This window comes from Paracoccus jiaweipingae (assembly GCF_044335505.1).
Classification (GTDB): domain Bacteria; phylum Pseudomonadota; class Alphaproteobacteria; order Rhodobacterales; family Rhodobacteraceae; genus Paracoccus.
Genome location: NZ_JBISBS010000009.1, coordinates 16,525 through 39,500, shown reverse-complemented (window position 1 = coordinate 39,500; position 22,976 = coordinate 16,525). Strand labels below are relative to the sequence as shown.

21 protein-coding genes are annotated in these 22,976 nt (G+C 64.0%); 18 read left to right on the top strand and 3 right to left on the bottom strand.

Annotated elements, in window-relative coordinates; all coding sequences use genetic code 11:
- The first annotated feature begins 140 nt into the window (after window positions 1-140).
- The 6 genes from ACFXP9_RS13495 (at window position 141) to ACFXP9_RS13470 (ending at window position 10,865) form a co-directional block, all read left to right on the top strand.
- The gene (locus tag ACFXP9_RS13495; RefSeq protein ID WP_397209174.1) at window positions 141-3,395 is read left to right on the top strand and encodes a DNA methyltransferase; all 3,255 of its coding nucleotides are present in this window, start codon (window positions 141-143) and stop codon (window positions 3,393-3,395) included.
- Window positions 3,395-5,854 (top strand): DEAD/DEAH box helicase family protein, encoded by a 2,460-nt coding sequence (locus tag ACFXP9_RS13490; RefSeq protein WP_397209175.1) that lies wholly within the window; start codon window positions 3,395-3,397, stop codon window positions 5,852-5,854. Before ACFXP9_RS13495 ends, ACFXP9_RS13490 begins: the two co-directional genes overlap by 1 nt.
- Complete coding sequence (locus ACFXP9_RS13485) at window positions 5,847-6,920, top strand: hypothetical protein (protein ID WP_397209176.1); 1,074 nt, start codon at window positions 5,847-5,849, stop codon at window positions 6,918-6,920. Before ACFXP9_RS13490 ends, ACFXP9_RS13485 begins: the two co-directional genes overlap by 8 nt.
- Window positions 6,921-7,344: 424 nt before the next feature.
- Complete coding sequence (locus ACFXP9_RS13480; RefSeq protein ID WP_397209177.1) at window positions 7,345-8,607, top strand: site-specific DNA-methyltransferase; 1,263 nt, start codon at window positions 7,345-7,347, stop codon at window positions 8,605-8,607.
- Window positions 8,604-9,950 (top strand): site-specific DNA-methyltransferase, encoded by a 1,347-nt coding sequence (locus ACFXP9_RS13475; RefSeq protein ID WP_397209178.1) that lies wholly within the window; start codon window positions 8,604-8,606, stop codon window positions 9,948-9,950. The genes ACFXP9_RS13480 and ACFXP9_RS13475 overlap by 4 nt, the downstream gene beginning before the upstream one ends.
- Window positions 9,951-10,043: 93 nt before the next feature.
- Window positions 10,044-10,865 (top strand): hypothetical protein, encoded by an 822-nt coding sequence (locus ACFXP9_RS13470; RefSeq protein WP_397209179.1) that lies wholly within the window; start codon window positions 10,044-10,046, stop codon window positions 10,863-10,865.
- Here the strand turns inward: ACFXP9_RS13470 and ACFXP9_RS13465 are convergent.
- On the bottom strand, window positions 10,845-11,420 hold the full coding sequence (locus ACFXP9_RS13465) for a DUF3489 domain-containing protein (RefSeq protein WP_397209180.1): 576 nt from the start codon (window positions 11,418-11,420) through the stop codon (window positions 10,845-10,847). The genes ACFXP9_RS13470 and ACFXP9_RS13465 overlap by 21 nt on opposite strands.
- A 380-nt stretch (window positions 11,421-11,800) precedes the next feature.
- Window positions 11,801-12,016: a hypothetical protein gene (locus ACFXP9_RS13460; RefSeq protein WP_397209181.1), complete on the bottom strand. Its 216-nt coding sequence runs from the start codon at window positions 12,014-12,016 to the stop codon at window positions 11,801-11,803.
- A gap of 134 nt (window positions 12,017-12,150) precedes the next feature.
- On the opposite strand from ACFXP9_RS13460, the gene ACFXP9_RS13455 reads away from it, so the two are divergent.
- From ACFXP9_RS13455 to ACFXP9_RS13415, 9 genes are read left to right on the top strand one after another with little or no spacing between them, the layout of a single operon-like run.
- Window positions 12,151-12,687: a hypothetical protein gene (locus ACFXP9_RS13455; RefSeq protein WP_397209203.1), complete on the top strand. Its 537-nt coding sequence runs from the start codon at window positions 12,151-12,153 to the stop codon at window positions 12,685-12,687.
- Window positions 12,635-14,728, top strand: coding sequence for a phage terminase large subunit family protein (locus ACFXP9_RS13450; RefSeq protein ID WP_397210280.1), 2,094 nt, complete (start codon window positions 12,635-12,637; stop codon window positions 14,726-14,728). The genes ACFXP9_RS13455 and ACFXP9_RS13450 overlap by 53 nt, the downstream gene beginning before the upstream one ends.
- Window positions 14,728-14,940 carry a phage head-tail joining protein gene (locus ACFXP9_RS13445; protein WP_036706918.1) on the top strand — a complete coding sequence of 71 codons (213 nt, stop codon included), beginning with the start codon at window positions 14,728-14,730 and terminating at the stop codon, window positions 14,938-14,940. The genes ACFXP9_RS13450 and ACFXP9_RS13445 overlap by 1 nt, the downstream gene beginning before the upstream one ends.
- A gap of 2 nt (window positions 14,941-14,942) precedes the next feature.
- Window positions 14,943-16,454, top strand: a complete 1,512-nt coding sequence (locus tag ACFXP9_RS13440) for a phage portal protein (RefSeq protein WP_397209183.1) — start codon at window positions 14,943-14,945, stop codon at window positions 16,452-16,454.
- Complete coding sequence (locus tag ACFXP9_RS13435; RefSeq protein ID WP_397209204.1) at window positions 16,454-17,764, top strand: S49 family peptidase; 1,311 nt, start codon at window positions 16,454-16,456, stop codon at window positions 17,762-17,764. Before ACFXP9_RS13440 ends, ACFXP9_RS13435 begins: the two co-directional genes overlap by 1 nt.
- A gap of 41 nt (window positions 17,765-17,805) precedes the next feature.
- Entirely contained in the window at window positions 17,806-18,186 is a 381-nt protein-coding gene (locus ACFXP9_RS13430) for a head decoration protein (RefSeq protein WP_397209184.1), read from the top strand.
- Window positions 18,187-18,213: 27 nt separating this feature from the next.
- Window positions 18,214-19,236, top strand: a complete 1,023-nt coding sequence (locus tag ACFXP9_RS13425) for a major capsid protein (RefSeq protein WP_397209185.1) — start codon at window positions 18,214-18,216, stop codon at window positions 19,234-19,236.
- An 18-nt stretch (window positions 19,237-19,254) separates the two neighbouring features.
- Window positions 19,255-19,569: a head-tail joining protein gene (locus ACFXP9_RS13420; protein WP_397209186.1), complete on the top strand. Its 315-nt coding sequence runs from the start codon at window positions 19,255-19,257 to the stop codon at window positions 19,567-19,569.
- Window positions 19,570-19,573: 4 nt separating this feature from the next.
- Window positions 19,574-20,197 carry a DUF6441 family protein gene (locus ACFXP9_RS13415; protein WP_397209187.1) on the top strand — a complete coding sequence of 208 codons (624 nt, stop codon included), beginning with the start codon at window positions 19,574-19,576 and terminating at the stop codon, window positions 20,195-20,197.
- Between the two features lie 15 nt (window positions 20,198-20,212).
- Here the strand turns inward: ACFXP9_RS13415 and ACFXP9_RS13410 are convergent, their stop codons facing one another.
- Complete coding sequence (locus ACFXP9_RS13410) at window positions 20,213-21,037, bottom strand: hypothetical protein (RefSeq protein WP_273502085.1); 825 nt, start codon at window positions 21,035-21,037, stop codon at window positions 20,213-20,215.
- Between the two features lie 95 nt (window positions 21,038-21,132).
- Between ACFXP9_RS13410 and ACFXP9_RS13405 the strand changes: the two genes are divergently transcribed.
- Genes ACFXP9_RS13405 through ACFXP9_RS13395 form a run of 3 tightly spaced genes read left to right on the top strand, consistent with a single transcriptional unit; the run spans window position 21,133 to window position 22,958 of the window.
- Window positions 21,133-21,555: an acyl-CoA transferase gene (locus tag ACFXP9_RS13405; RefSeq protein ID WP_397209188.1), complete on the top strand. Its 423-nt coding sequence runs from the start codon at window positions 21,133-21,135 to the stop codon at window positions 21,553-21,555.
- A 24-nt stretch (window positions 21,556-21,579) separates the two neighbouring features.
- Complete coding sequence (locus ACFXP9_RS13400; protein ID WP_397209189.1) at window positions 21,580-22,518, top strand: phage tail tube protein; 939 nt, start codon at window positions 21,580-21,582, stop codon at window positions 22,516-22,518.
- A gap of 2 nt (window positions 22,519-22,520) precedes the next feature.
- The gene (locus ACFXP9_RS13395) at window positions 22,521-22,958 is read left to right on the top strand and encodes a hypothetical protein (RefSeq protein ID WP_397209191.1); all 438 of its coding nucleotides are present in this window, start codon (window positions 22,521-22,523) and stop codon (window positions 22,956-22,958) included.
- Window positions 22,959-22,976: the final 18 nt, after the last annotated feature.

Below are 22,976 nucleotides of genomic sequence, written 5' to 3'. Positions count from 1 at the left end.
GCCACGCGCCGTTCAACGCCCGTCAAGCCTTTGGAAACCCCGAGCAACAGGCCTAAACCGCTTCCGTTGGGCGGATGTGCCGTCTATTGTCGCCGGAAAACGATGTCGCGGCGGCGGCAGCCGGGGCAGGAAGGTATCTGATGACGACGATTGAACAAGCTGAGGTCCGCTTTGTCGAGTTGATGGCGGAACTGTTTCAGCTGGATGAAGCGGAACGCCTCGACTTCGGATTTTACCGGGTCATTCGCCACCACAATCAGGAAGTGAAAGCATTCCTCGGTCAGGTGGTCGAAAAGAACGGCACCAAGGCGCTGGAAGGTGGAAAACTATCTGAAATCCTCGCCACGGCCTTTCGCAAAGCAGACGATGAAGAAGCCGCGGGGGGCCGCCTTCGCATAAAGGAAATTGAGGGCGAAATCGGCATCAAGCCGGGAATGAACGATCAGGAGCGGCGCGATCTGCTTGATCAGGCAGAGCGCTTCCCCGCCTTCAAATCGAAGGTCGATGAATACCGTTCGCTTCAAGAACAGCTGCGCGCCAGCGAGAATGTCGGAACCGACCGCCGCGAGGTGTTGAACCGCCTCTACCAATTCTTCTCGCGCCATTACCAGGATGGCGATTTCATCGTCGAACGCCGCTATGGCCGGGATGGCAGCCGATACATCCGCTCGACCGGCGAGGACACCGAGTTCCACTGGGCGACGGAGGACATGTATTACATCAAGTCGGGCGACACGTTCACCGACTTCACCGTGCGCCTGTCCAATGGCGAACGCATCGTCTTCTCGGTCGAACCCGATGAACTGCAGAAGACGCGCGCCAGCCTGAAGCCGACGGACAAGGCGCATTACGAGATCGATACCGTTACCAAGGCCGAGGACGGCCGGTACATGGTCTTGCTGAAGTACCTGAAGGGCGCGCAGTCCAACAAGCAGAAAGACGACATCGTTAAGGCCATCCAGGGGCACATCAACGCTGACGAGGCCGAACTGAAGCGCTGGCTGAACCACTTCGTCGCTCGGAACCAGTCGGATTTCTTCATTCACAAGCGGCTTGGCGCTGCCCTTCGCGAAGACCTCGACATCTTCCTGAAGACCGAGGTGCTGAACGCCGACCAGCTGCTGATCGACACCGAACTGCCCCGCCGCCTGATCAGGGTCGGCCGGATCGTGCGTGAGATCGGCCAGCAGATCATCGACTTCCTGGCGGTGCTGGAGGATTTCCAGAAATCCCTGTGGGAGAAGAAGAAGCTGGTCTTCACCACGCGCTATGTCATCACGCTCGACAGGATTGCCAAGCTGGCGGGTGAAGACTGGCTGGTGAACCACCTCCCGCAGATCATCGCCGCGCAACAGTCCGAGTGGAAGGATCTGGGGCTGGGCGACTTCGCTTCTGCCGACGATTGCCATGAAGTCATCAAGGGCGATCTCGCGCAGGCTGCGCGCCGACGCTGGTTCCCTCTGCCGGTGGACACCAAGCACTTTGATCCGGCGTTCCGGTGGGATCTTGTCGCGGCCATCACGAAGTCGAACCAGCTTGAGGCCATCATCGACGGCGTCGCCTTACGCTCTGACAACTGGCAAGCGCTGAATTCGATCAAGCCGAAGTTCGCGGAATCGGTGAAGTGCGTCTATATCGACCCCCCCTACAACACAGCGACCAGCTCGATTCCCTACAAGAATGGCTACAAGAAGGCGTCCTGGGCCGCGCTGATGCGTGACCGGACGGAGGCCATCCGCGATCTGATGAACCGTGAATCGGCGATCTTCGTGAGCATCGATTCCGAGGAGCGGACCAATCTGGAACATGTGCTCAGCGAAGTCTTCGGCGCGCAGAACCGGGTTGAGGAACTGATCTGGACCCAGAACACCGCCAACAGCCAGCTTTCCCTTTACTCGACCAACCATGAGTTCGTGCATGTCTTTGCCAAAGCGCGACCGGTGGCCGAAAGCATCCCCCAAATGTTCAGGGAGCCAAAACCGGGCTGTGCCGAAATCCTCGATCTCGTGGAAAGGCTGGGGCACGACTACCCGCCGATTGCCGAGGTCGAGAAAGCGATTGCCGCGCTGTTTGACCAGCACCTGATCGAATATCGGGAACAGTTGGAAGAACGCGGCCTGGAATGGAACAACGAGACCAAGAAGCAGGATCCCTGGAAAGGGATCATGCCATACAAATACGCCGAGTATCGCGACAAGAATGGAAAGTACGTTTCAGAGAACGATGCGCGAGCAAGTGAAGCGGTGCTGTGGGTATGGAGTGAAATTCCTACAGCGGCACCTGCCTCTAAACAGGCGGAAACGACCAAAGACCCCAATCATCTGAACTTCCGCTATTACAAGCCGTTGCACCCCGTCACAAAGAAGCCCTGCGGTCATCCGAACAGTGGCTGGAAGTTCCCACAGTTCCCAGATCCGGAAAGCCCGGGGCGCCGTAGCTTCCAGAGCTTGTCAGAAGATCATCGAATTGCTTGGGGGCCGAATGAGAAGAAGGTGCCAAGAACAAAAGGCTTCCTACACGAGGTCGAGACCAACATCGGGACCAGCGTCTTCTACGACTACAACGACGGCGAGGCGCAGTTGACCGACCTGTTCGGGACTGCCGGGGCGTTCCTGTCGCCGAAGAACTCGCGCTTCGTTCGGCGATTCATCAACCAAGCTGCCGAGAAGGACAGCACGATCCTCGACTGCTTCGGCGGCTCGGGCAGTTCCGCTCATGCAGTGGTTGAAGCCAATCGTCTGGATTTCGGGCACCGCAAGTTCATCACGGTTGAAGTCAACCGCTACTTCGAAACGCTGGTTGTTCCACGGATAAAGAAGGTTGGCAGTGCGACCCAGTGGAAAGCCGGGAAGGCCAAAGATCATCGTGGGCCTGGACTTTTCATTCGTGTCCAAGAGCTTGAACAGTACGACGACACGCTTGAGACCCTGAACATCGACCAGCCCAAACCTCAGGATGCGATGGCGTTCGAGAACCTGGCATTTTCCATCCAGTACCGCCTCGACCGGGACGCCCGCCGACTGTTCCAGTCTGTCGACCATTTCCGCTCGCCCTTTGGCTACAGCATCAAATGCGCAAAAGGCGGCGGCGACGCCGTCGACCGCGAAGTCGATCTAGTCGAAAGCCTGATCTACCTGCTCGGCCTCGATGTGGAGCGCCTCTACCGAGAAGATCAGGGCGTGGTCGTCACCGGCACTGACCGCCGCAACCGGTCTGTCACTGTGCTGTTCCGCGAATGTGACCGGGACGGCAATGAGGACTGGTGTAGGGCGAAGATGGCCGAGCATCCTGCCGACCGCTTCCTGACGAACGCCATGCCGGAGCTGGCCTTTGAAGGCTGCGAGCGGTTCGAGGCCATAGAGGCCATCTTTGCAACTCAGTTCGGGGGGCGCTGATGGCATCCGGTCACGCCAGGCTGAAGAAGGCCCTCGTCCTGCGCGATGCGCTGGCCCACGAACTCGGGCTGGATCTGGCTGCCGTCATGCGCGGGCTCTCGACGGTCGAAGACACGATGACGGCCGACCTAGCGATGGCAGACGGCAACTATCTGGCGCAGATGGAGTCGCTTTGCCGGGGTGATGCATCCCTGCTGACAGAGGCGGATCAGGCGGTCCGCGCGGCGTGCCAGACAGTGAAGCTGGCGCCGCGTTATGCGCAGTATCTGTCGCTGATCCTGTTCGCGCACTGGCAGAAGTGCCGCAGCACGGACGAGGGGGCATTCCTTGAGCGGCTGAATGCCTTCCTTGCCGATTGGGCACAGAAGAACCGCAGCGAGACAATCAGCCCCTTCACCGCAGACGATCTGCAGTTTGCCGCGTTCTGGATGGCCACCGGATCGGGCAAGACCCATGTGCTGCACGCCTGCATCGCGATGCTGCACGCCGCCGGGACCTGGGATCGCACCATTCTGATCACGCCATCGGAAAGCCTGTCGCGCCAGCATGCCGACAAGCTGCGGGAAACGAAGGCGTTCGATGTCTTTGCCTATCCGATGGATGGCGATGCCTCGAGCCTCGGCCGCCTGCATCCTGACACCGTGATCGTCGTCGACATCAACAAGCTGGCCGAAACCAAGAAGGGCGACGGGGTGACCATCCCCACATCGGTCTTCCGCGATGGGCGCAATCTCGTTTTCGTCGACGAAGGACACAAGGGCCAGCGCAGCGAAGAAAGCGTCTGGAAGAAGCTGCAGTCCGACCTCGCCGGGATCGGGGACAGCCAGCCCGACCATCGCGGCATGCTGGTCGAATTCTCGGCGACCTTCGGCCAGGTGGCCGAGGCCGAGGCCACGTTCGGCAGGTATGCCAAGGCCATCATGCTCGACTATGCCTACGACCGGTTTCATGCCGATCTCTACGGCAAGGATTTCTGGAATGTGAAGCTCGACGGGCACGACGAGACCACCGAGGAAATCCAGCACACGACCCTGACCGCGGCGCTGATCGCGTATTGGTATCAGCTGGCAAGCTTCGGTAAGTCAGACGTGCAGAAGCAGATCAAGGACCGGGGTCTGCGTATCGCGAAGCCGCTATGGGTCCTGCTCGGCCTTTCCGTGATCGGCGGCAAGAACGAAGGCGACAAGGAGCAGACGTCCGACGTCATAGATGTCCTGCGATATCTCGACCGGGCGTTGTCAGAAGATGACTTCATCTCGGAAGGCATCACGCGCGTGCTGGATGCAGCCCGACAAGGTGCCAGCCTCCTACCTGAGGTCGTGACCACTGGGTTGCACGCTATGTCTGCGGCGGCAATTCAGGCCCGAATCCTGAACGATGTTTTCGGCTGGCAGGACGGCGACATTCCGTTGTTTCGTGTCTTGAAGACGTCACCGGGCGAGATGGGGCTCGGCCTTCGTCGCGGCGACAGCGTGCATTACTATGGCGTCGTGAACGTCGGCGATGTGAAGGGGCTGAAAGATGCGCTGGAGGCAGCGTCCCTAGAAGTCGAAGATGACGCTTTCACCGCATCTTTGTTCGCGGACCTGGAACTGGCCAACTCGGGCGTGAACCTGTTGATCGGATCTCGCCGCTTTGCGGAAGGGTGGGACAACTATCGGGCCTCGAGCTTGACCCTCCTCCGTCTGGGGCAGAACGAAGGATCGCTCATCATCCAGATGTTCGGGCGGGTCGTTCGTTTTGCCGGAACAAACGGCAACGGAAAGCGCTTGCGCGATATCAAAGGCGATCTAGCCGCACTGCAGACGGCGTTCGTCTTTGGCCTGAAGTCCCGGTACCTCCAGGCTTTTCTTGCCGGGTTGTTCGAGAATGGCATCGGAGAGAAGACCAGGACCGTCTGCGACGTCCAAAACTGGCTCCCGGAAGCACCCGCGCTTCTATCCATCAAGGCCGTAGGCCCGCAACAAAGCGCGTTCCTTGTCGACCTGCGCGACGTCAACTGGCTGAAATCCGTGAACAAGGTTGTTGTGTCCTATGCGGCTGGCGTCGCAACCGCACGCATTGGGCGAGATGGACTGGATGAGAATGCAGCCCGTGTTGGCTCCGACGTCACCGCAGCGTTCAAGCAAACCGCTCATCTTCTAGACATCGACGCGATCTATTCAGAGCTCGTCCAGTGGAAGGGCATAGGGAAGCGCTGGAACCTCCGCTTTGATCGAACGTCGGTCAGCACCGCCCTTCATTCGGGCCCGTACGAGGTGTGGGCGCTGCCGGGCTTCTGCAGCATTCAAAGTCGGCAGGACATTCAGCGTCTTCAGATAGCGGCCAGTACGGTGGCGAGGAAATTGTTCGAAAGCGCCTACCGCAAGATCGAGGCCAAGCACAGCCGGTACGAGATCATTGGCGCGTCGGAAAGCGGCATTCCAAGCCAGTATTTCAAGGAAATCACTAATGCCTGACAAGTCCCAGCCGAATTTGTTCGGTGACCGCGTGCTGTGCCCTGACGTACAGAATCTGCCCCTGATTGTCAGCGCCACCAGCAATAACTGCGAAGTTCTCGCCCCTGGAAGCGTCTACCAACCCCTTCTTCTCGACCAGCAGGGCTCAGGAGTTTTGTCTGGGCCTGGGGCATTGAACCGAGAAGAAGAGCAGTTCGTTCGCGACCTGATCACCTACCTCTACCCCAAGAAGGACTACCCAAAGGCAGCTTCTACGCCCTTGGTCTGGGGAAAACGAAAGATCTGGCTGAAGCGGAACATAGAAAAGGACGCCAAGTCCTTCAGGCTACGGGTTGATTCTTCGGACTGGTACTATCCCGACTTCGTCATATGGATCGTTGATGAGGAAAACCGCACCCAGACCTTCGGGTTCGCAGATCCGAAAGGCCTTGCGCTGGGCGCTCATGCTGGTTGGGGTGAGTACAAGGTCGTTTGCACCCAGATCGTGCCGCATTTTCTGCACGACGAGATCGGCCCGGTCACAATAGACGATCAGACTTGGACGTTCAGAATTCGTGGAGTTCTGGTGTCGACATCGAGTTTCAATGGCCTGCGCGAACAACGCAAGTTCTTGGTAAGAGACGCGAACGACGACGCGCACCCTCCAACCAAGGAGCAGTTCGCTCAAGCACGAATTGTGTTCCAAGAGGCACGCGCCGACGACTACATTCCGGAGGTCCTGCGCCTGCTGATCGAGGATAACGCTCTGGACGAGGTATGGAAGCTTGCGGCAGAATTCTATGGCAAGTCGGCTCCTGTGCAGTTTGTCAGCGAAATCCAGGCGGACTTGGCCATTCGGCATCGCAAGGCAAGAACTGTCAGCGATTTCACGTCGTCAATTGTGGACGACTACCTCTTGCCCGGCACGGATGGCATTTTCGGATCGCGTGCGCGTCAGAAGAGGCATGACCAAGTCAACAGGTTGATCACTTCTTCGGATCCCGTCGCGCGTTCGCTTTGGGATGCGTGGGCCGAGAAGGATCAGCCAAGTCGCTTCCTGCTCGCGCATTTCTCCGAAACGCTCTGATCCACAACGGGCCGAAACCGAAGGCTATCCCCCCCTCCTCTGGTTCCTCCCCGGCCCTGAACGTGTGCGGGGGGGCGCAGCGCAGCGGTACGCTAGCGTGAGGCAATTTCACCGGGGAAGCCAGGCGGAAGCCACCTTGCGACCCGGAGCCGGAATTCGTGAGTCAGATCAGCGGCTTGCGGAATCACGATCTGGTCGGGGTGGATTCCCGGTGGGAAGCCAGGGAAACCACCTTCGGGGAAGCCAGGTGGCCAGAAGCCACCCCGGAAAACCAATTCCTGAGAAGCCGTTGAATCCGCTTCATTTTTCGGATTGACAGACCTGCCCCCATTGACCTACCCCTTGATCATCGAAGAATTGCGCCCGGAGGACCCCCCTCGCGGGCGCTTTTCATTTCCCTCCCCCACATCCCGAGCCCCGCCCCATGGACCTCGTCTTCGCGCCGAGCCAGGTTGAGTCTTGGCCGATTGCCCGGCTGCGCCCCTATGCACGCAATGCCAAGATGCATGGCGACGACCAGGTGGCCAAAATTGCTGCCAGCATGGCCAAGTTCGGCTGGACCGTGCCCTGCATGGTCGCCGACGACGGCGAACTGATCGCGGGGCACGGCCGGGTACTGGCCGCCACCATGCTCGGGCTGACCGAGGTGCCGGTGATCCGGCTCAGCCATCTCGACGAGGCCGAGCGCCGGGCCTACCGGATCGCCGACAACAAGCTGACCGAACTGGGCGAATGGGACGAGGCGCTGTTGCGCGACGAGATCGCGGGGCTCTTGGCCGAGGACTTCGACCTGACCCTGCTCGGCATCAACGACGATGATCTGGACGCGCTGCTGCGGGATCCCGAGGCGCTGGGCGGCGATGGCCCGGTCGAGGGCGAGGACGATGTTCCGGAGTTGCCGGTCGCGCCGGTGTCGGTGCCGGGCGACCTCTGGCAGCTGGGCGCGCACCGGCTGATCTGCGGCGACAGCACTGCGGCCGATGTGGTCGGGCGGCTGCTGGGCGATGTGCGCCCCCTGTTGATGGTCACCGACCCGCCCTATGGCGTGGAGTACGATCCCTCCTGGCGCAACCAGGCAGGCGCGGCCAAGACCAAACGCACCGGCAAGGTGCTGAACGACGACCGCGCCGACTGGCGCGAGGCTTGGGCGCTGTTTCCCGGCGACGTCGCCTATGTCTGGCATGGCGCGCTGCACGCGGCGACAGTAGCCGACAGCCTGGCCGCCGCGGGTTTTGCCATCCGGTCGCAGATCATCTGGGCGAAAGACCGGCTGGTCCTCAGCCGCGGCGATTACCACTGGCAGCACGAACCCTGCTGGTATGCCGTCCGCGCCAAGGGCAAGGGTCACTGGGCCGGAGACCGCAAGCAGACGACGCTGTGGCAGATCGCCAACCGGGATCAGGATGCCGACACCGTGCACGGCACCCAGAAGCCGGTCGAATGCATGCGCCGCCCGATCCTGAACAACTCCAGCCCCGGCCAGGCGGTCTATGAGCCCTTCATGGGTTCCGGCACCACGCTGATCGCGGCCGAGACTACCGGCCGGGTCTGCTTCGGGGTCGAGTTGAACCCAGCCTATGTCGATGTCGCCATCGAACGGTGGCAGTCCTTCACCGGCCAAGAGGCTGTGCTGGCGGAAACCGGCGAGACCTTCGCCGCCCTCAAGGCGAAGCGGCTCGCCGCATGAACGCGCCCCACCTGCCCGGCCGGATCGAACACTGGCCGCTGGCCCGTCTCCGGCCCTACGCGCGGAATGCCAAGACCCACGGCGCCGACCAGGTGACGAAGATCGCAGCCAGCATGGCCGAGTTCGGCTGGACTGTTCCCTGCCTCGTCGCGGCCGATGGCGAGCTGATCGCGGGCCATGGCCGGGTCCTGGCCGCGGCCCAGCTAGGGCTGGCCGAAGCGCCGGTCATCGTGCTGGGCTATCTGACCGAAGCGCAGCGCCGGGCTTACCGGATCGCAGACAACAAGCTCACTGAACTGGGCGGTTGGGACGAGGCGCTCCTCCTCGAGGAACTGCGCGGGCTGCTGGCCGAGGATTTCGACCTCGGGCTGATCGGGATCCCCGAGGACGAACTGGACGCGCTGCTGCAAGATACCGACGACCGTGCGTCCATCGACGATGACGCGGTTGACACCATCCCCGAGGCCCCGGCCGATCCGATCACCCGTCCGGGCGACATCTGGCGGCTCGGGCATCACCGGCTGATCTGCGGCGATGCCACTGACCCGGCCGTGGTGGCGCGGCTGATGGACGGGGCGCAAGCTTTGCTGATGTTCACCTCCCCGCCATATGCCCAGCAGCGCGACTATGGCGCCGCCAAGGAAAAGGTCGGCGACTGGGATGCGCTGATGCAGGGCGTGTTCACTGCGGCACCGGTCACCGCCAATGCCCAGTTGCTGGTCAACCTCGGCCTTGTCCATCGGGACGGCGAGTGGATCCCGTACTGGCAGGGCTGGCTCGACTGGATGCGCGAGCAGGGCTGGCGGCGGTTTGGCTGGTATGTCTGGGACCAGGGGCCGGGCCTTCCCGGCGACTGGAACGGGCGGCTGGCGCCCTCGCACGAGTTCATCTTCCACTTCAACCGCCAGCCGCGGAAGCCTAACAAGACGGTGGAGAGCAAGCACGCGGGCGAAACCCTCGGCGGCGGCGGACTGCGCGGGGCCGACGGCACGGTCCACCGCAAGACCGGCTACGGCAACGCGATCCAGAGCCACCGCATTCCGGACTCTGTGTTCCGGATCATGCGCCACAAAGGGGGCTTGGGCGACGCCGGATCGCATCCGGCCGTGTTCCCCGTGGCGCTGGTCGAGGCGGTGCTGGAAGCCTTCACCGACCCCGGCGACCTGGTGTACGAGCCCTTCTGCGGCTCCGGCACCCAGCTGATCGCCGCGGAACGCACCGGGCGGCGCTGCTGCGCGTTGGAACTGGATCCGGTCTATTGCGATGTCGCCGTGCGGCGGTGGGAGATGGTGACGGGGAATACAGCAGTTCAGCTAAGCGACGGCAAAATTGAGAAAAGTTGATCTTCCGGTGTTGAGTCCTGGCTTACGCCAAGTTCATATGCTTGCGGATGTCGCCATGCTGCGACAGCAAACAGCCGCAAGCAGGATCGCACCATGTCTCTTCAGGGAAAGTCTGATGACGAAATAAGAGCAATGCAGGAGGCATTGGTCGAGAAGGTTCGTGAGCTCGGAGGTAGTGCAGGAAACACGCGGTTGCTTCGTGAACTCGGCTGGCCCGAAGACGATTACTGGCCGATCCGGGACAAGGTCGTGGATCTTGGTTTGCTTCGTCGTTATCGCGCCCGCGGGGGTGCAGTGGCAATTGCTCCACCCGCCGCAGCAGAAGAGGCGCCGGAAGCCATCGACCTAGGGCAACAACCTCAACCCGCAGTCCCTCAAGCGCCACAGCCCAGCGAAAAGGATCTTTATGAGCCAATGGCAGAAGTCCTTCGGGGACCATGGGCGAGAGACAGCCGATTTCGACACCAGATCGTGGAAGTAACCGCAAGCCAAGGTCGAAGAAACACCGGTGGCACTTGGACAAGGCCAGACGTGGTTGTTGCCGCGCTTCGCGTCTTTTCCTTTCTTCCCGGGAAGTATTTCGACCTGATCACTTTTGAGATCAAGCCAAGTTGGGCGCTGAACGTGACGGGTGTCTACGAAGCCTTGGCGCATCGAAGAGCCGCAACGCAGTCGTACCTCTGGATGCACTGCCCCAATCCTGATGAAGAGGTCGAATTGCTCAATAGGATCGTGGAAGAAGCAGAACGCCATGGTATCGGTGTGATCGTCGCAAGTGACCCCTCCAACTATGAAACATGGGATCAAAGGTGCGACCCGATTCGGGTCGAACCGGACCCCGAGTTATTGAACGAATTTATCGCCCTTCAGGTAAGTGACGGAGCGAAAGAGGAACTAGCAGCTTGGGTTAGGTGAGAGCCGATACACGGTCCCCCTGCCCTCGACTCTCTCCGCGGCGATGGGCAGGCCCAGCTTCCTCTTCAGGGCGCCAGAGATGCAACCGCGGACGGTATGGGCCAGCCATCCGGTGGCCTTGACCATCTCGGCGACCGTCGCGCCCTCGGGGCGCTGGAGCATGGCGATGATCTGCGCCTGCTTTGTGCCCGCGCGGATGGCGACGGGTTTCGCGGTTTCGGTGTCGTCGGGCGTCTTCACCGGTTCCGCCTTGGGCTTCGCCCTCCGCACGCTGGCGACGGCGCTGGCCACCACCGGCTCGATCCCGATGGCCTCCAGCCCGGCCTCGGTGGCGATCAGCGTGGTGCCGTGGCCGTCGCCGGTCTCGCGCCACATCGGCTCGCTGCGACGCAGCTTCGCCTCGACCTCCTCGAGCCAGCCGCGGGCGATCATCTTGCCGACCACCATCTTGGCGGCGGCGCCGACCAGCCCCTCGGGCAGCGGCAGGGCGAGGTTCCCCGGCCGGGTCGCAGCGCGGGACAGGATCAGAGACTGGGTGTCGGACGGGGTGGTCATCGGGGCCTCCGTGGCTGTGGGCGCGCGGTGTGCGCGCCTTCTACGGACGTTCGCCCGGCTTACGCGGCCCCACTGGGGCCACGGTCCGGGCTCACCCCCGTCATCGGACGGGGCGGCCGTCGCGCCGTGTGGACGCGTCAGGCGGCGTGTTCGCCTTCCTTGAAGGTGCTGTCGGTGATCTGGCGCAGCAGGCCCGCGCAGTGCTTCAGCGACCTGAGTCGAAAGTACAAGCAACTCATCCAAGCTGGTAAACCCGCAAAGGTGGCACTGACCGCCCTGATGCGAAAGCTGCTGGAGCTTGCAAACAGCCTCGTCCATCAGGACCGGGAATGGGCGTCACGAGCCGCTTGATCAAAACGGATACTTTCTGATCGCTCCGGTCAGATCAGCCGCATCTCGGCCAGCGTGCGGCTGGCGACACCAAGCTGGGCGGTCGGCAGTTCGATCTTGAGGTGCGACAGGACGTCGGAGGCGTCAGCCGGGATCCCGCTCTCGCGCAGTGCCTGCTCGATGACCTCGGCAATGGCGTCCGGGCGGCTCAGATCGAAGCCCTCCGGAAGGGTGGAGTAGTCGATGCGGATGGTGGTCGTGGTCATGGTGAAGCCCTCCTGGTGTCGGCGCGATGCGGCCTGTTGATGGACGACAGAATCGCTCCGAAGGGGGAGACAATCAACGGGAATGACTGCATTTTCCTGTTCATTTTCAATATGTTGATATGCATCACGGCGCCATGAAGGGCATGAGCGAACGCGAGTATGCGGCCCATTCCGGCCTGTCCCGTGGCGGGGTGCAGAAGGCGCGGAAGAACGGACGACTGGTGGTCCATGACGACGGGTCGATCAATGCAGCGGCCTCGGATGTGCGGCGTGCGGAAATGACGGACCCCGACCAGCAGCGGCGGTCCTTGGGTGGGGATGGGTTGGCCAGCGGTGCGGGCGAGACCTCGTCCTACATCAAGGCGCGTACGTTGCTGACGGTCTATGCCGCGCAGGACAAGCAGATCGCGGTCCAGAAGAAGAAGGGCACGCTGGTCGACCGTGCCCGGGCGGAGACCCTCGTCTTCCGCCTGGCGCGGCAGGAACGGGATGTCTGGGTGACCTGGCCCGGACGGGTGGCCGCTCTGATGGCGGCGCAGATCATGGCGGAGGTGGAACGGCAATCCGGGGCATCGGTGACGATCGAGACCGCGATCATGCAGAGGGTGCTGGAAGCCCATGTCCGCGAACAGCTCGACGCCCTCGCCGACCTCCGGGTCTCGCTTGCATGATGAGGAGGACGAGAACGACCTGACGGCCGACCTCGACCTCGGCTTTGACGGCGCCGAGGATCTGCTCCGGGTCTGGCGTCAGGGGATGCGGCCCGATCCGAACCTGACGGTGTCGGAATGGGCGGATCAGCATCGCTGGCTGTCGTCGCGCGGCGCGGCCGAGCCGGGACGCTATCGCACCGCCCGCGCACCCTATCTGCGCGAGATCATGGATGCGCTGTCGCCGGGCCATCCCGCCCAGCGCATCACTTTCATGAAGGCCGCGCAGGTGGGCGCGACCGAGGCAGGGAACAACTGGATCGGCTTCGTCATCCATCACGCGCCAGGGCCGATGCTGGCGGTGCTGCCGAGCCTCGAACTGGCCAAGCGCACCTCACGGGGCCGTCTTGATCCGCTGATCGCAGACAGCCCAGCGCTGCGCGAGCGGGTGAACCCGGCCCGGTCCCGCGATGCCGGGAATTCGATGCTGTCGAAGGAATTCCCCGGCGGCATCCTGGTGCTGACCGGCGCGAATTCCGCGACCGGCCTGCGGTCGATGCCCGCGCGCTATGTCTTCCTCGACGAGGTCGACGCCTATCCCGCCTCGGCCGACGAGGAAGGCGATCCGGTCACACTGGCCGAGGCACGGACCACCACCTTCTCGCACCGGCGCAAGGTGTTCATGGTCTCGACGCCCACGATCCGGGGCCTGAGCCGGATCGAGCGCGAGTTCGAGGCATCGGATCAAAGGCGCTACTTCGTACCCTGCCCGCATTGCGGCACGATGCAATGGCTGCAATTCGACCGACTGCGCTGGGCAAAGGGGAAGCCTGAAACCGCCGCCTATCACTGTGAGGGCTGCGAGCGTCCCATCGCCGAGCACCACAAGACCGAGATGCTGGCCAAGGGGGAATGGCGGGCGACGGCGGTTTCCAGGGATCCGAAGGCCATCGGCTTCCATCTCTCGGCGCTCTATTCGCCCTTGGGCTGGAAGAGCTGGTCCGACGTCGCGCGGGAATGGCTGGCAGCCCAAGGGTCGGACGAGACGCTGCGCGCCGCACGCAACACGCTTCTGGGCGAGACTTGGGTCGAAAGCGGCGACGCGCCGGAATGGCAACGGCTGGCGGATCGGCGTGAATCCTGGAAGCCGGGCACGGTGCCAATGGCGGGGCTATTCCTGACGGCAGGCGCCGACGTCCAGAGGGACCGGATCGAAGTCGACATCTGGGCCTGGGGCCGGGGCTTGGAAAGCTGGCTTGTCGATCACATCGTCATCCCGGGCGGGCCTGACGATCCGGCCGCCTGGGACAAGCTGACGGCCCTGCTCGGCCGGTCGTGGCAGCACGCCAACGGCGCCTTCATGACCGTGGCGAGGCTTGGCATCGATACCGGGTATGAGGCGGCGGCGGTCTATGTCTGGTCGCGCAAGGTTGGCTTCGAACAGGTGGCCCCGTTGAAGGGGCTTGAGGGCTTCAACCGCGCCGCTCCAGTTTCTGGCCCGACCTATGTCGATGCGACCATCGGCGGCAAACGGCTGCGCCGCGGCGCACGGCTCTGGTCGGTGGCCACGGCGACGTTCAAGGCGGAGACCTACCGGTTCCTGCGGATCGAACGGCCCTCGGATGAAGGTGAGGCGGAACCGTCGCGCCAGTGGCGCGGCGTAAGTCCGCCGAACGCGCTGGGCGTGCAATATCCACCCGGCACGATCCACCTTCCCGGCTGGGCCGACACCGAATGGCTGAAACAGCTGGTGGCCGAACAGCTGGTCACCATCCGCAACAAGCGCGGCTACGCCCACCAGGAATGGCAGAAGATGCGCGAGCGGAACGAGGCACTGGACTGCCGGGTCTATGCCCGCGCCGCGGCGTGGATCCTTGGTGCCGACCGATGGGACGAAGCGACCTGGCGGCGGCTCAAGGCGCAGGCGGGCGTGGAAACGCGCCTGCCAGTGGCGGTCGCCGCGGCCTCCGCACCACCCGACCCGGCCCAGCCCAAGGCCGGAACCCTGACCACACCACGCCGGAAACGGCGGGCCTACACCCCGAACTTCATGAGGGACTGATGGACCTTGAACGCATGCAGGCCCTGCTGACCGCGCTGCAGGAAGCCCGCTTCGCCGGGCTACGGAGCGTCAGCTACGACGGCAAGACCGTGACCTATGGCTCGGATGCTGAACTGGCAGCGGCGATCCGCGACTTGGAAGGCCGGATCGCTACCGCCTCTGCGACGCCCCGCCGCCGTCGCTGGGGCACCGTGGCGACGAAGGGTCTGTGACCATGGTCCTCGACGCCTTCCGCGCGCGCCTCGGGTCCATCATCGGCGGGTTCGATGCGGCGCAGTCCCACCGCCGCATGCGCGGGTTCCGGGCCACGCGGGCGCATGTTAACACGCTCATCGCCGCCTCGGGCGAAACCATCACCGCCCGGGCGCGCTGGCTGGTCCGCAACAACGGCTATGCCGCAAACGCCGTCGATGCCTTCGCGAACCATGTTGTTGGCGACGGGATCAAACCCTCGTCGAAGATCGCCGATCCCACAAAGAAAGAGGAATTGCAGAAGCTCTGGCTCGCCTGGACCGACGAGGCGGATGCCGAGGGGCTGACCGATTTCTTCGGCCTCCAGCGCCGGGCCGCGCGAGAGGTGTTTCTGGCGGGTGAAGTGTTCCTGCGCATCCGCACGCGGCGGCCGGAGGATGGTCTGACCGTGCCGATGCAACTGCAGATGCTGCCCTCGGAAATGCTGCCCCAGGACATGACCCGCGTCCTGCCCGGTGCGGGATCGATCCGGCAGGGGATCGAGTTCGACGGAATCGGACGGCGCGTGGCCTATCACTTCCTCCGCCGCCATCCGGGCGACAGCACCGATCCGGGCCTCGCGGGCGAGACGGTGCGCGTGCCCGCATCCGAGGTCATCCACATCCTCGACCCGGTCGAGGCGGGCCAGCTGCGCGGCGTGTCGCGCTTTGCCGCGGCCGTGGTGAAGCTGTTCACCCTCGATCTCTACGACGATGCGGAACTGGAGCGGAAGAAAACCGCTGCGATGTTCGCGATGTTCATCACCTCCCCCGCCCCGGAAACCGCCCTCGATCCGGCAGAGGACGATCTCGAGGTCGAACCCGGCCAGGTCGTGCGCCTTGATCCAGGCGAGGACGTGACGACGCCTTCAACGCCAGACTCGGGCAACACTTACGAGCCATTCCAGTACCGAACGCTCCTGCAGATCGGCGCCGCGCTGGGCGTGCCTTACGGCTATCTGACCGGCGACACGGCGAAGGGGAACTTCTCGAACACCCGTATTGCGCTCGTCGACTTCCGACGTCGCATCTCCGCCTTCCAGCATTCGGTGATGGTCTATCAGCTCTGCCGGGCCGTCTGGAGCCGCTGGATGGACATGGCGGTGCTGGCCGGTGCGATCGACCTGCCGGGCTATGCCAGCGACCAGCGACAATACCTCGCCTGCGACTGGCTCCCAACCAAGTGGGACTGGATCGACCCTGCCAAGGATGCCGCTGCCGAGATCCTGCAGATCGAGGCGGGCCTGAAATCCCGCACGCAGGCCATCGCAGAGCGGGGCTATGACGCCGAGCAGGTCGACCGCGAAATCGCCGCCGAACGCAAACGCGAGGCGGAGCTTGGTCTCGACTTCCGGCGGCCGGGGTCACCGGCGCAGGCGGCGGGCGGCAGCGCGCAGCCGGGTGATGCCGAGAGCCAGAGTCAGGATCAGCAGGACAGCGGCGATCAGGAAGACGAGGGTGAGGACCGGGAGCCCAGGCCCGCGGAGGACGCATGATGCACCACACCCAAATCGCTCAGCGCGTCTTCAACACGCCGCTTATGGTCGATCCGGCCAAGGCGCTGGCCTTCCTGACCGGGCTCGGCCCACGGATCGTGGGGCGGGAAATCAGCGTCGAGGGGGTCGAAATCGGCGCCGAAGCAGAGGCCACCGCCACCCTGCCCGCCCGCGCCTCGCTCTTTGGCGAGGACCTGACCAGCCGCCAAGCGCGGAACGGAAGTCAGCCCTTCGCCGTGGTGGGCGGGATTGCCGTCATCGAGATCGCTGGCACGTTGGTGCATCGCGGGGCGTGGATCGGACAATCCTCTGGGCTGACCTCCTACGAGGGGATCGCGGCGCAGCTGCACGCTGCTCTTTCCGACCCTGCGATCCGCGGCATCGCCCTCGATATCGACAGCTTCGGTGGCGAAGTGGCCGGTGCTTTCGACCTCGCGGATCGCATCCGCATGGCAAGGACGCAGAAGCCTGTGCAGGCCTTTGTCGCCGATCACGCCCTCTCGGCCGCTTACGCCCTCGCCTCCCAGGCCGACCGGATCGTCCTGCCCCGCACCGGCGCGGTCGGCAGCATCGGTGTCGTGGCGATGCACAGCGACATGAGCGGGGCGCTCGACCAGAAGGGCATCGCCGTCACGCTGATCCACGCCGGGGCCCGCAAGGTCGATGCGAACCCTTACCAGCCCCTGCCCGAGGCCGTCCGCGACCGGATCGCGGGCGAGTTGGAAGACCTGCGCCAGCTCTTCGCCGAAACCGTCGCCGAAGGTCGTGGTCGCCGCCTCGACACCCTACGGGCACTGGGCACCGAAGCCGCCGTCTTCCGCGGCGAGGCGGCCGTCTTCGCCGGTCTCGCCGACGAGGTGGCCGATCCCGTCACCGCCTTCCGCGCTTTCGCCGCCGCTCCCAGCGGCACATCCACCCCCAGAGGAAAGGGCCCGATGATGACCACTGCCCCCGAAGACCATACGCAGCCTCCGGCAGCGCCTGCCGCCAGCACCCCGCCGGAACCGGCCCCGCCAGCGGCAGTCGCACCGCTGCAAACCGCGGCGGCCGCGATGTCGCCCGAAGCCATCCGCGCCGAGGCGGCCGAGGTCGCGCAAGTCTGCGCACAGGCCGCGCGCCTCGGCCTCCAGATCGATTCCGCCGAGGCTGTCGCCAAGGGTGTGAAGCCCGAGGCCCTGCGCGCCAAGGTCCTGGCCGATCTCGCGGCCCGCAGTGACGCCGCGGGCATCATCGCCACGGCTCCTGCGGTTGTCACCAAGGAAAGCCCCATCGTCGCGGCCGCGAAAAAGTCGGCCGCCGCGTCGCGCTGATCCCGGCGCACCCCATCCCCCAACATCCTGGAGACTGAACCATGCCCGTCCTGACGGAACCGCCCAGCATGGGCGATGTCCTCAAATATGAGGTCAACCCGAACTACACCCGCGAGGTGGTAACGCTGCTCGCGGGCATGCCCTATCCCGTCGGCGCCGTGCTCGGCCGTATCACTGCCAGCGGCAAATACAAGCTCGCGACCAGCGGCGGCAGCGATGGAGCCCAGACCGCTTCGGCCGTCCTGCTCTATGCTGTCGATGCCACGTTGGCTGACGCCACAGGCATCGTCGTCACCCGCGGTCCGGCCATCGTCTCGCGCGCGGGCCTCGCCTACGACGCCACCGTCGATGACGCGGCGAAGATCACCACCAAGATCGGCCAGCTGGCCGCCGCAGGCATCATCGCCCGCGACGGCGTCTGATCCCCCTCATTCCCCAGGAGCACCCTCATGACCCTCGTCCGCAATCCCTTCGACGCTGGCGGTTACTCGCTGGCCGAGATGACGCAGGCCATCAACATCCTGCCCAACCTCTACACCCGCCTCGCCCAGATCGGCCTCTTCCGCTTCGAAGGGGTCAGCCAGCGCTCGGTCATCATCGAACAATACGAAGGTGTCCTGAGCCTCCTGCCCTCCGTCCCCCTCGGTGGCCCCGCCACGGTCGGTACCCGGGAAGGCCGGTCCATGCGCAGCTTCGCCCTGCCGTGGATCCCGCATGACGACGTGATCCTGCCCGCCGATATCCAGGGACAGCCCGCGCTGGGCGCCTTCGACGCCGCCGATCCCCTCGTCGAGGTGATGAACCGCAAACTTCTGCTGATGCGGCGCAAGCATGCCCAGACCCGCGAATACATGGAGATGAACGCCCTGCGCGGCATCGTGAAGGACGGCGCGGGCACCACCCTTTACAACTACTTCACAGAATTCGGCTTGGCGCAGATCTCGGTCGACTTCGTGCTTGGCACCGCAGGCACCAACGTGCAAGGAAAGGTCCGCGAGGTGCTGCGCGCCATCGAAGACAACCTTCTGGGCGAGGCGATGACCTCGGTCCATGCCCTCGTCAGCCGGGAATTCTTCGACAAGCTGATCGCGCATCCAAAGACCGAGGAGGCTTACAAGTTCTACGCCTCGACCGGCGCCCAGCCCCTGCGCGAGGATGTGCGGCGGAACTTCCCCTTCGGCGGGATCCTGTTCGAGGAATACTCCGGCACCGTCACCCTCTCGACCAAAGCCACCGAACGGCTGGTCCCCGCGAACGAAGGCATCGCCTTCCCCTTGGGCACGATGGACACCTTCACCACCTATGGCGGCCCGGCGAACCTCCTGGAAACCGCCAACACAATCGGCCTGCCCCTCTACGCCCGCCAGCACCTCGACGAGAAGGGCCGCTGGATCGACGTGATGACCGAGGCCTCGATCCTGCCGGTGAACAAGCGGCCGCGGCTGGCGATCCGTCTGCATACGTCGAACTGACGCCAGGCAGAAACACCCATGTCCGTCTTTGCCGCCGCCATGGACCGCATCTTCACCCATGCCACCATGGCGGCCCCGGCCCTCTGGATCTCGGCCACCACCTCCGAAGAGCGCACCATCCGCATCATCCGCCGCGCGCCCGACCGCGTCACCGACTTCGGCGCGGGGCGGTTCGTCAGCGACACGACGGTGGTCGACGTGCGCGTGGCCGACCTGCCCGCCCCGCGACCGGGCGATGTGATCGTCATCGGTGCGGACAGCCAGGTCATCCAAGGGGAACCGCTGCGCGACCGGGAACGGCTGATCTGGACCCTCGATCTCCGCCCGGCGTGATCCGATGAAACTGAAGCTCACCATCGATCCTGACATCGTTGCGATGATGCAGGCGGAAATCGCCGCGGGTGAAAAGGCCGTCACCACCGCCATGCGCGAGGCGGGCGCGGGCCTCAAATCCGCCTGGCGCAGCCAGATCACCGGCGCAGGGCTGGGCACCCGGCTCGGCAACTCGATCCGGCTGGCCACCTATCCCGAGGGCAGCGAGAGCCTGAACGCCGCGGCGCTGGTATGGTCGAACGCCCCGGTGATCGTTGGCGCGCATGACACCGGGCCGCTGACCCGGTCGCGCAACGGCTTCTGGCTGGCGATCCCCACCCCGGCCGCGGGCAAATCCACGCGCGGCGGCCGCATCACACCCGGCGAATGGGAGCGCCGCACCGGTCTGCGATTGCGCTTCATCTATCGCCGCCGGCGCCCGAGCCTGCTGGTGGCCGAGGGGCGGCTGAACAGCAAGGGACGGGCGGTGGCGTCACGGGCGAAAACCGGTCGTGGGCTGACCACCGTGCCGATCTTCCTCCTCATGCCGCAGGTACAGCTGCGCAAGCGGCTCGAACTGGCGCGGGATGCCGAACGGGCCATCGACCGCGTGCCGGGGCGGATCGTGGCAGGGTGGGTGGAAACATAGGAAAAGAAATGTCGATCACTCTTCCGGACCCACGGTTTCTTGTTCCAAGCTCTCCGGATGCGCGAGTGCGTCCTCAATCAGACGCGTTTCATCGGGTTTGACCTCTTCGAGCGCCTCACCGGCCTCGCGGAGCTTGTCGCTCGCTGAGGACGCTTTTCTGAAGCCCATCATCTCACTGTAGGATTGAGCGTCCTTCGTTTGTTTGCCGGAGGCTCCTGGGCTACCATCGATTGAAAACCGTTCGCGCTCCACAACAGTAGAAATGTTGTGGAGCCACGGGTTCGAATTCATTGCGTGACCGATCATCATGTATTCGGCGCTATTGATTACTTTCTCGGCGCTAGATTCGCCCGGCGCCGCTGTCGGAAGCCGAGCAAGTCGTCCCGTGGGCGTAAGGAGCGGGAACAAGAACACAAACGGCTTAGCATGTTTGTAAACATTCAGGATCTCAGTCACCTTGGCGAGCTTATCCTGCTTTTGAAACAGCCGTTCCTTAATCGTCTGACGCGCCGCCTTGCCAACATAGAAGGGGATGAGCTTCCCCCTCGGTTTCATGCCGATAATATAAAGGCCGATTGCTTGGTCTATACCCTCAACCCCAATTCTGCGCTCTTGCTGAGCCGCCTGCTCAAAAACTGCCTCCGTGGCAGCTTTAGGATCGAACAGACGGTAGTGGTTTTTCCAATGGCGCGTGCTTCTATAGACCGGAAACTCAAATGGGCCGAGGCAACGGAAACGGTAACCAGACATCTTATCTCCGACTATGGAATCAAAGTTAAACACAGGCTTTTCAGGTGGTTGGGTCAAGAAAATTCTGGCTCTGTGGTTGACCAGCAGCATGATCGAGCGCCAAACCCGTCCTCTGTCCCGTCTGTGGCTCTCGTGGCTGGAGGTCTACTAACCGCTCGATCTAGCCACTGAATACTGAATATTGCATGCCCACCACCCGCGAACTCGTCCTCGCTGCGCTGTACGCGCGGCTTCAGCCGCTTGCCGCCCTCACCCTGCGTGACGAGGTGCTGCCGGAGCGGATCCCCGCGTCCGGGCTGATCATCCTGCGCGACGGCCAGGCGGGCGAACCAGAGGTCACGCTGTCGCCCCTGCGTTATCACTACCAGCACCGAGCCGAGCTGGAGGTCGTCGTCCAGGTCGGTACCGACCGGAACAGCGCCTTCGATGACCTGATCGCCGCCATCGGCGCGGCGTTGGAGGCGGACCGCACCCTCGGGGGCCTTTGCGACTGGGTCGAAACCGAGGCTCCGGCCTCGGTCGATCTGCCGGTCGAGGGCGCGGCGGCGCTAAAGGCGGCGGTGATCACTGTCGTCCTGCACTACACCACCACCGGCCCCCTCGCCTGATTTCCCCCACATAGGAGACCCCCCATGGCACGCGCACACGGCGCGCGGGCGCAGATGGCGCTTGCGTTCGAAACCGTCTACGGCACCCCACCCGCCAGCGGCTACCGGCTGATGCCCTTCGCCCGGACCACACTGGGCGCGGAACAGCCGCTGTTGAACTCGGAATTGCTCGGCTATGGCCGCGATCCCCTGGCTCCCATCAAGGACGCCGTCACCGCCGATGGCGAGGTGGTGGTGCCGATCGATGTGGAGGCCTTCGGCTTCTGGCTGAAGGCGGCCTTCGGCGCCCCGACCACGACGGGGACCACGCCCAAGACCCACACCTTCCAGTCCGGCAACTGGACGCTGCCCTCGATGGCCATCGAAGTGGCGATGCCCGAGGTGCCGCGGTTTGCGATGTACGCAGGCTGCGTTATGGACCAGCTTTCGTGGCAGATGAACCGGTCGGGGCTGCTGACCGCGACCGCCCGCCTGATCGCCCAGGGCGAGGCGATTGCGGCCACCACTGCCGCGAGCACCCCGACCGCGCTGGGCCTGCAACGCTTCGGCCATTTCAACGGAGTGGTGAAGCGGAATGGCACGGCACTGGGCAACGTCGTCTCGGCCGAGATCACCTATGCCAACGGCCTCGACCGGATCGAGACCATCCGGAACGACGGCAAGATCGAGGGCGCCGATCCGGGCATGGCGGCGCTGACCGGCCGGATCGAGGTGCGCTTCGCCGATAGCGCCCTCGTGACCCAAGCCATCGACGGCACGCCCTGCGAGCTGGAGTTCGCCTACAGCCTCGGCCCGAACGCCAGTTTCACCTTCACAGCCCACGCCGTCTACCTGCCCGTCCCGCGGATCGAGATCCCCGGACCCCAGGGCATCCAGGCGACCTTCGACTGGCAGGCTGCGAAAGCCACCAGCCCTGCCCGCATGTGCACCGCCGTCCTCGTCAACACCGTCACGGGATACTGACCATGATCCGCCTGAACCTCTCGAACCGGCCCGAATGGCTGGACCTGCTCCCCGGTCTGCGCGTGCTGGTGGCCCCTCTTACAACCGCGCTGATGGTCTCCGCCCGCGCCGATCCCGCCATCGATGGCCTGTCGGAGACCTCCAGACAGGAGGACATGGCGCTGGCCATGGCCAAGGCCGTCGCGCGCCGCGCCGTGCTGGAATGGGAAGGTGTCGGCGACGAGGCTGGCAACCTCGTGCCGGTCAGCCCGGCCGGGATCGATGCGCTCCTCGAAATCTGGCCGGTCTTCGAAGCCTTCCAGGCGCAATATGTCGCCCGTGGTCTGATGCTGGATCAGGAAAAAAACGCCTTCGCGCCCTCGCCGACTGGTCCTTCGGCGGGGGCGACGGCTATTGCGCGGCCTGCGCAGGCCCCTGCCCCGACTGCCCCGCAAGGCTGAACCGGCCGCTTACGGTCG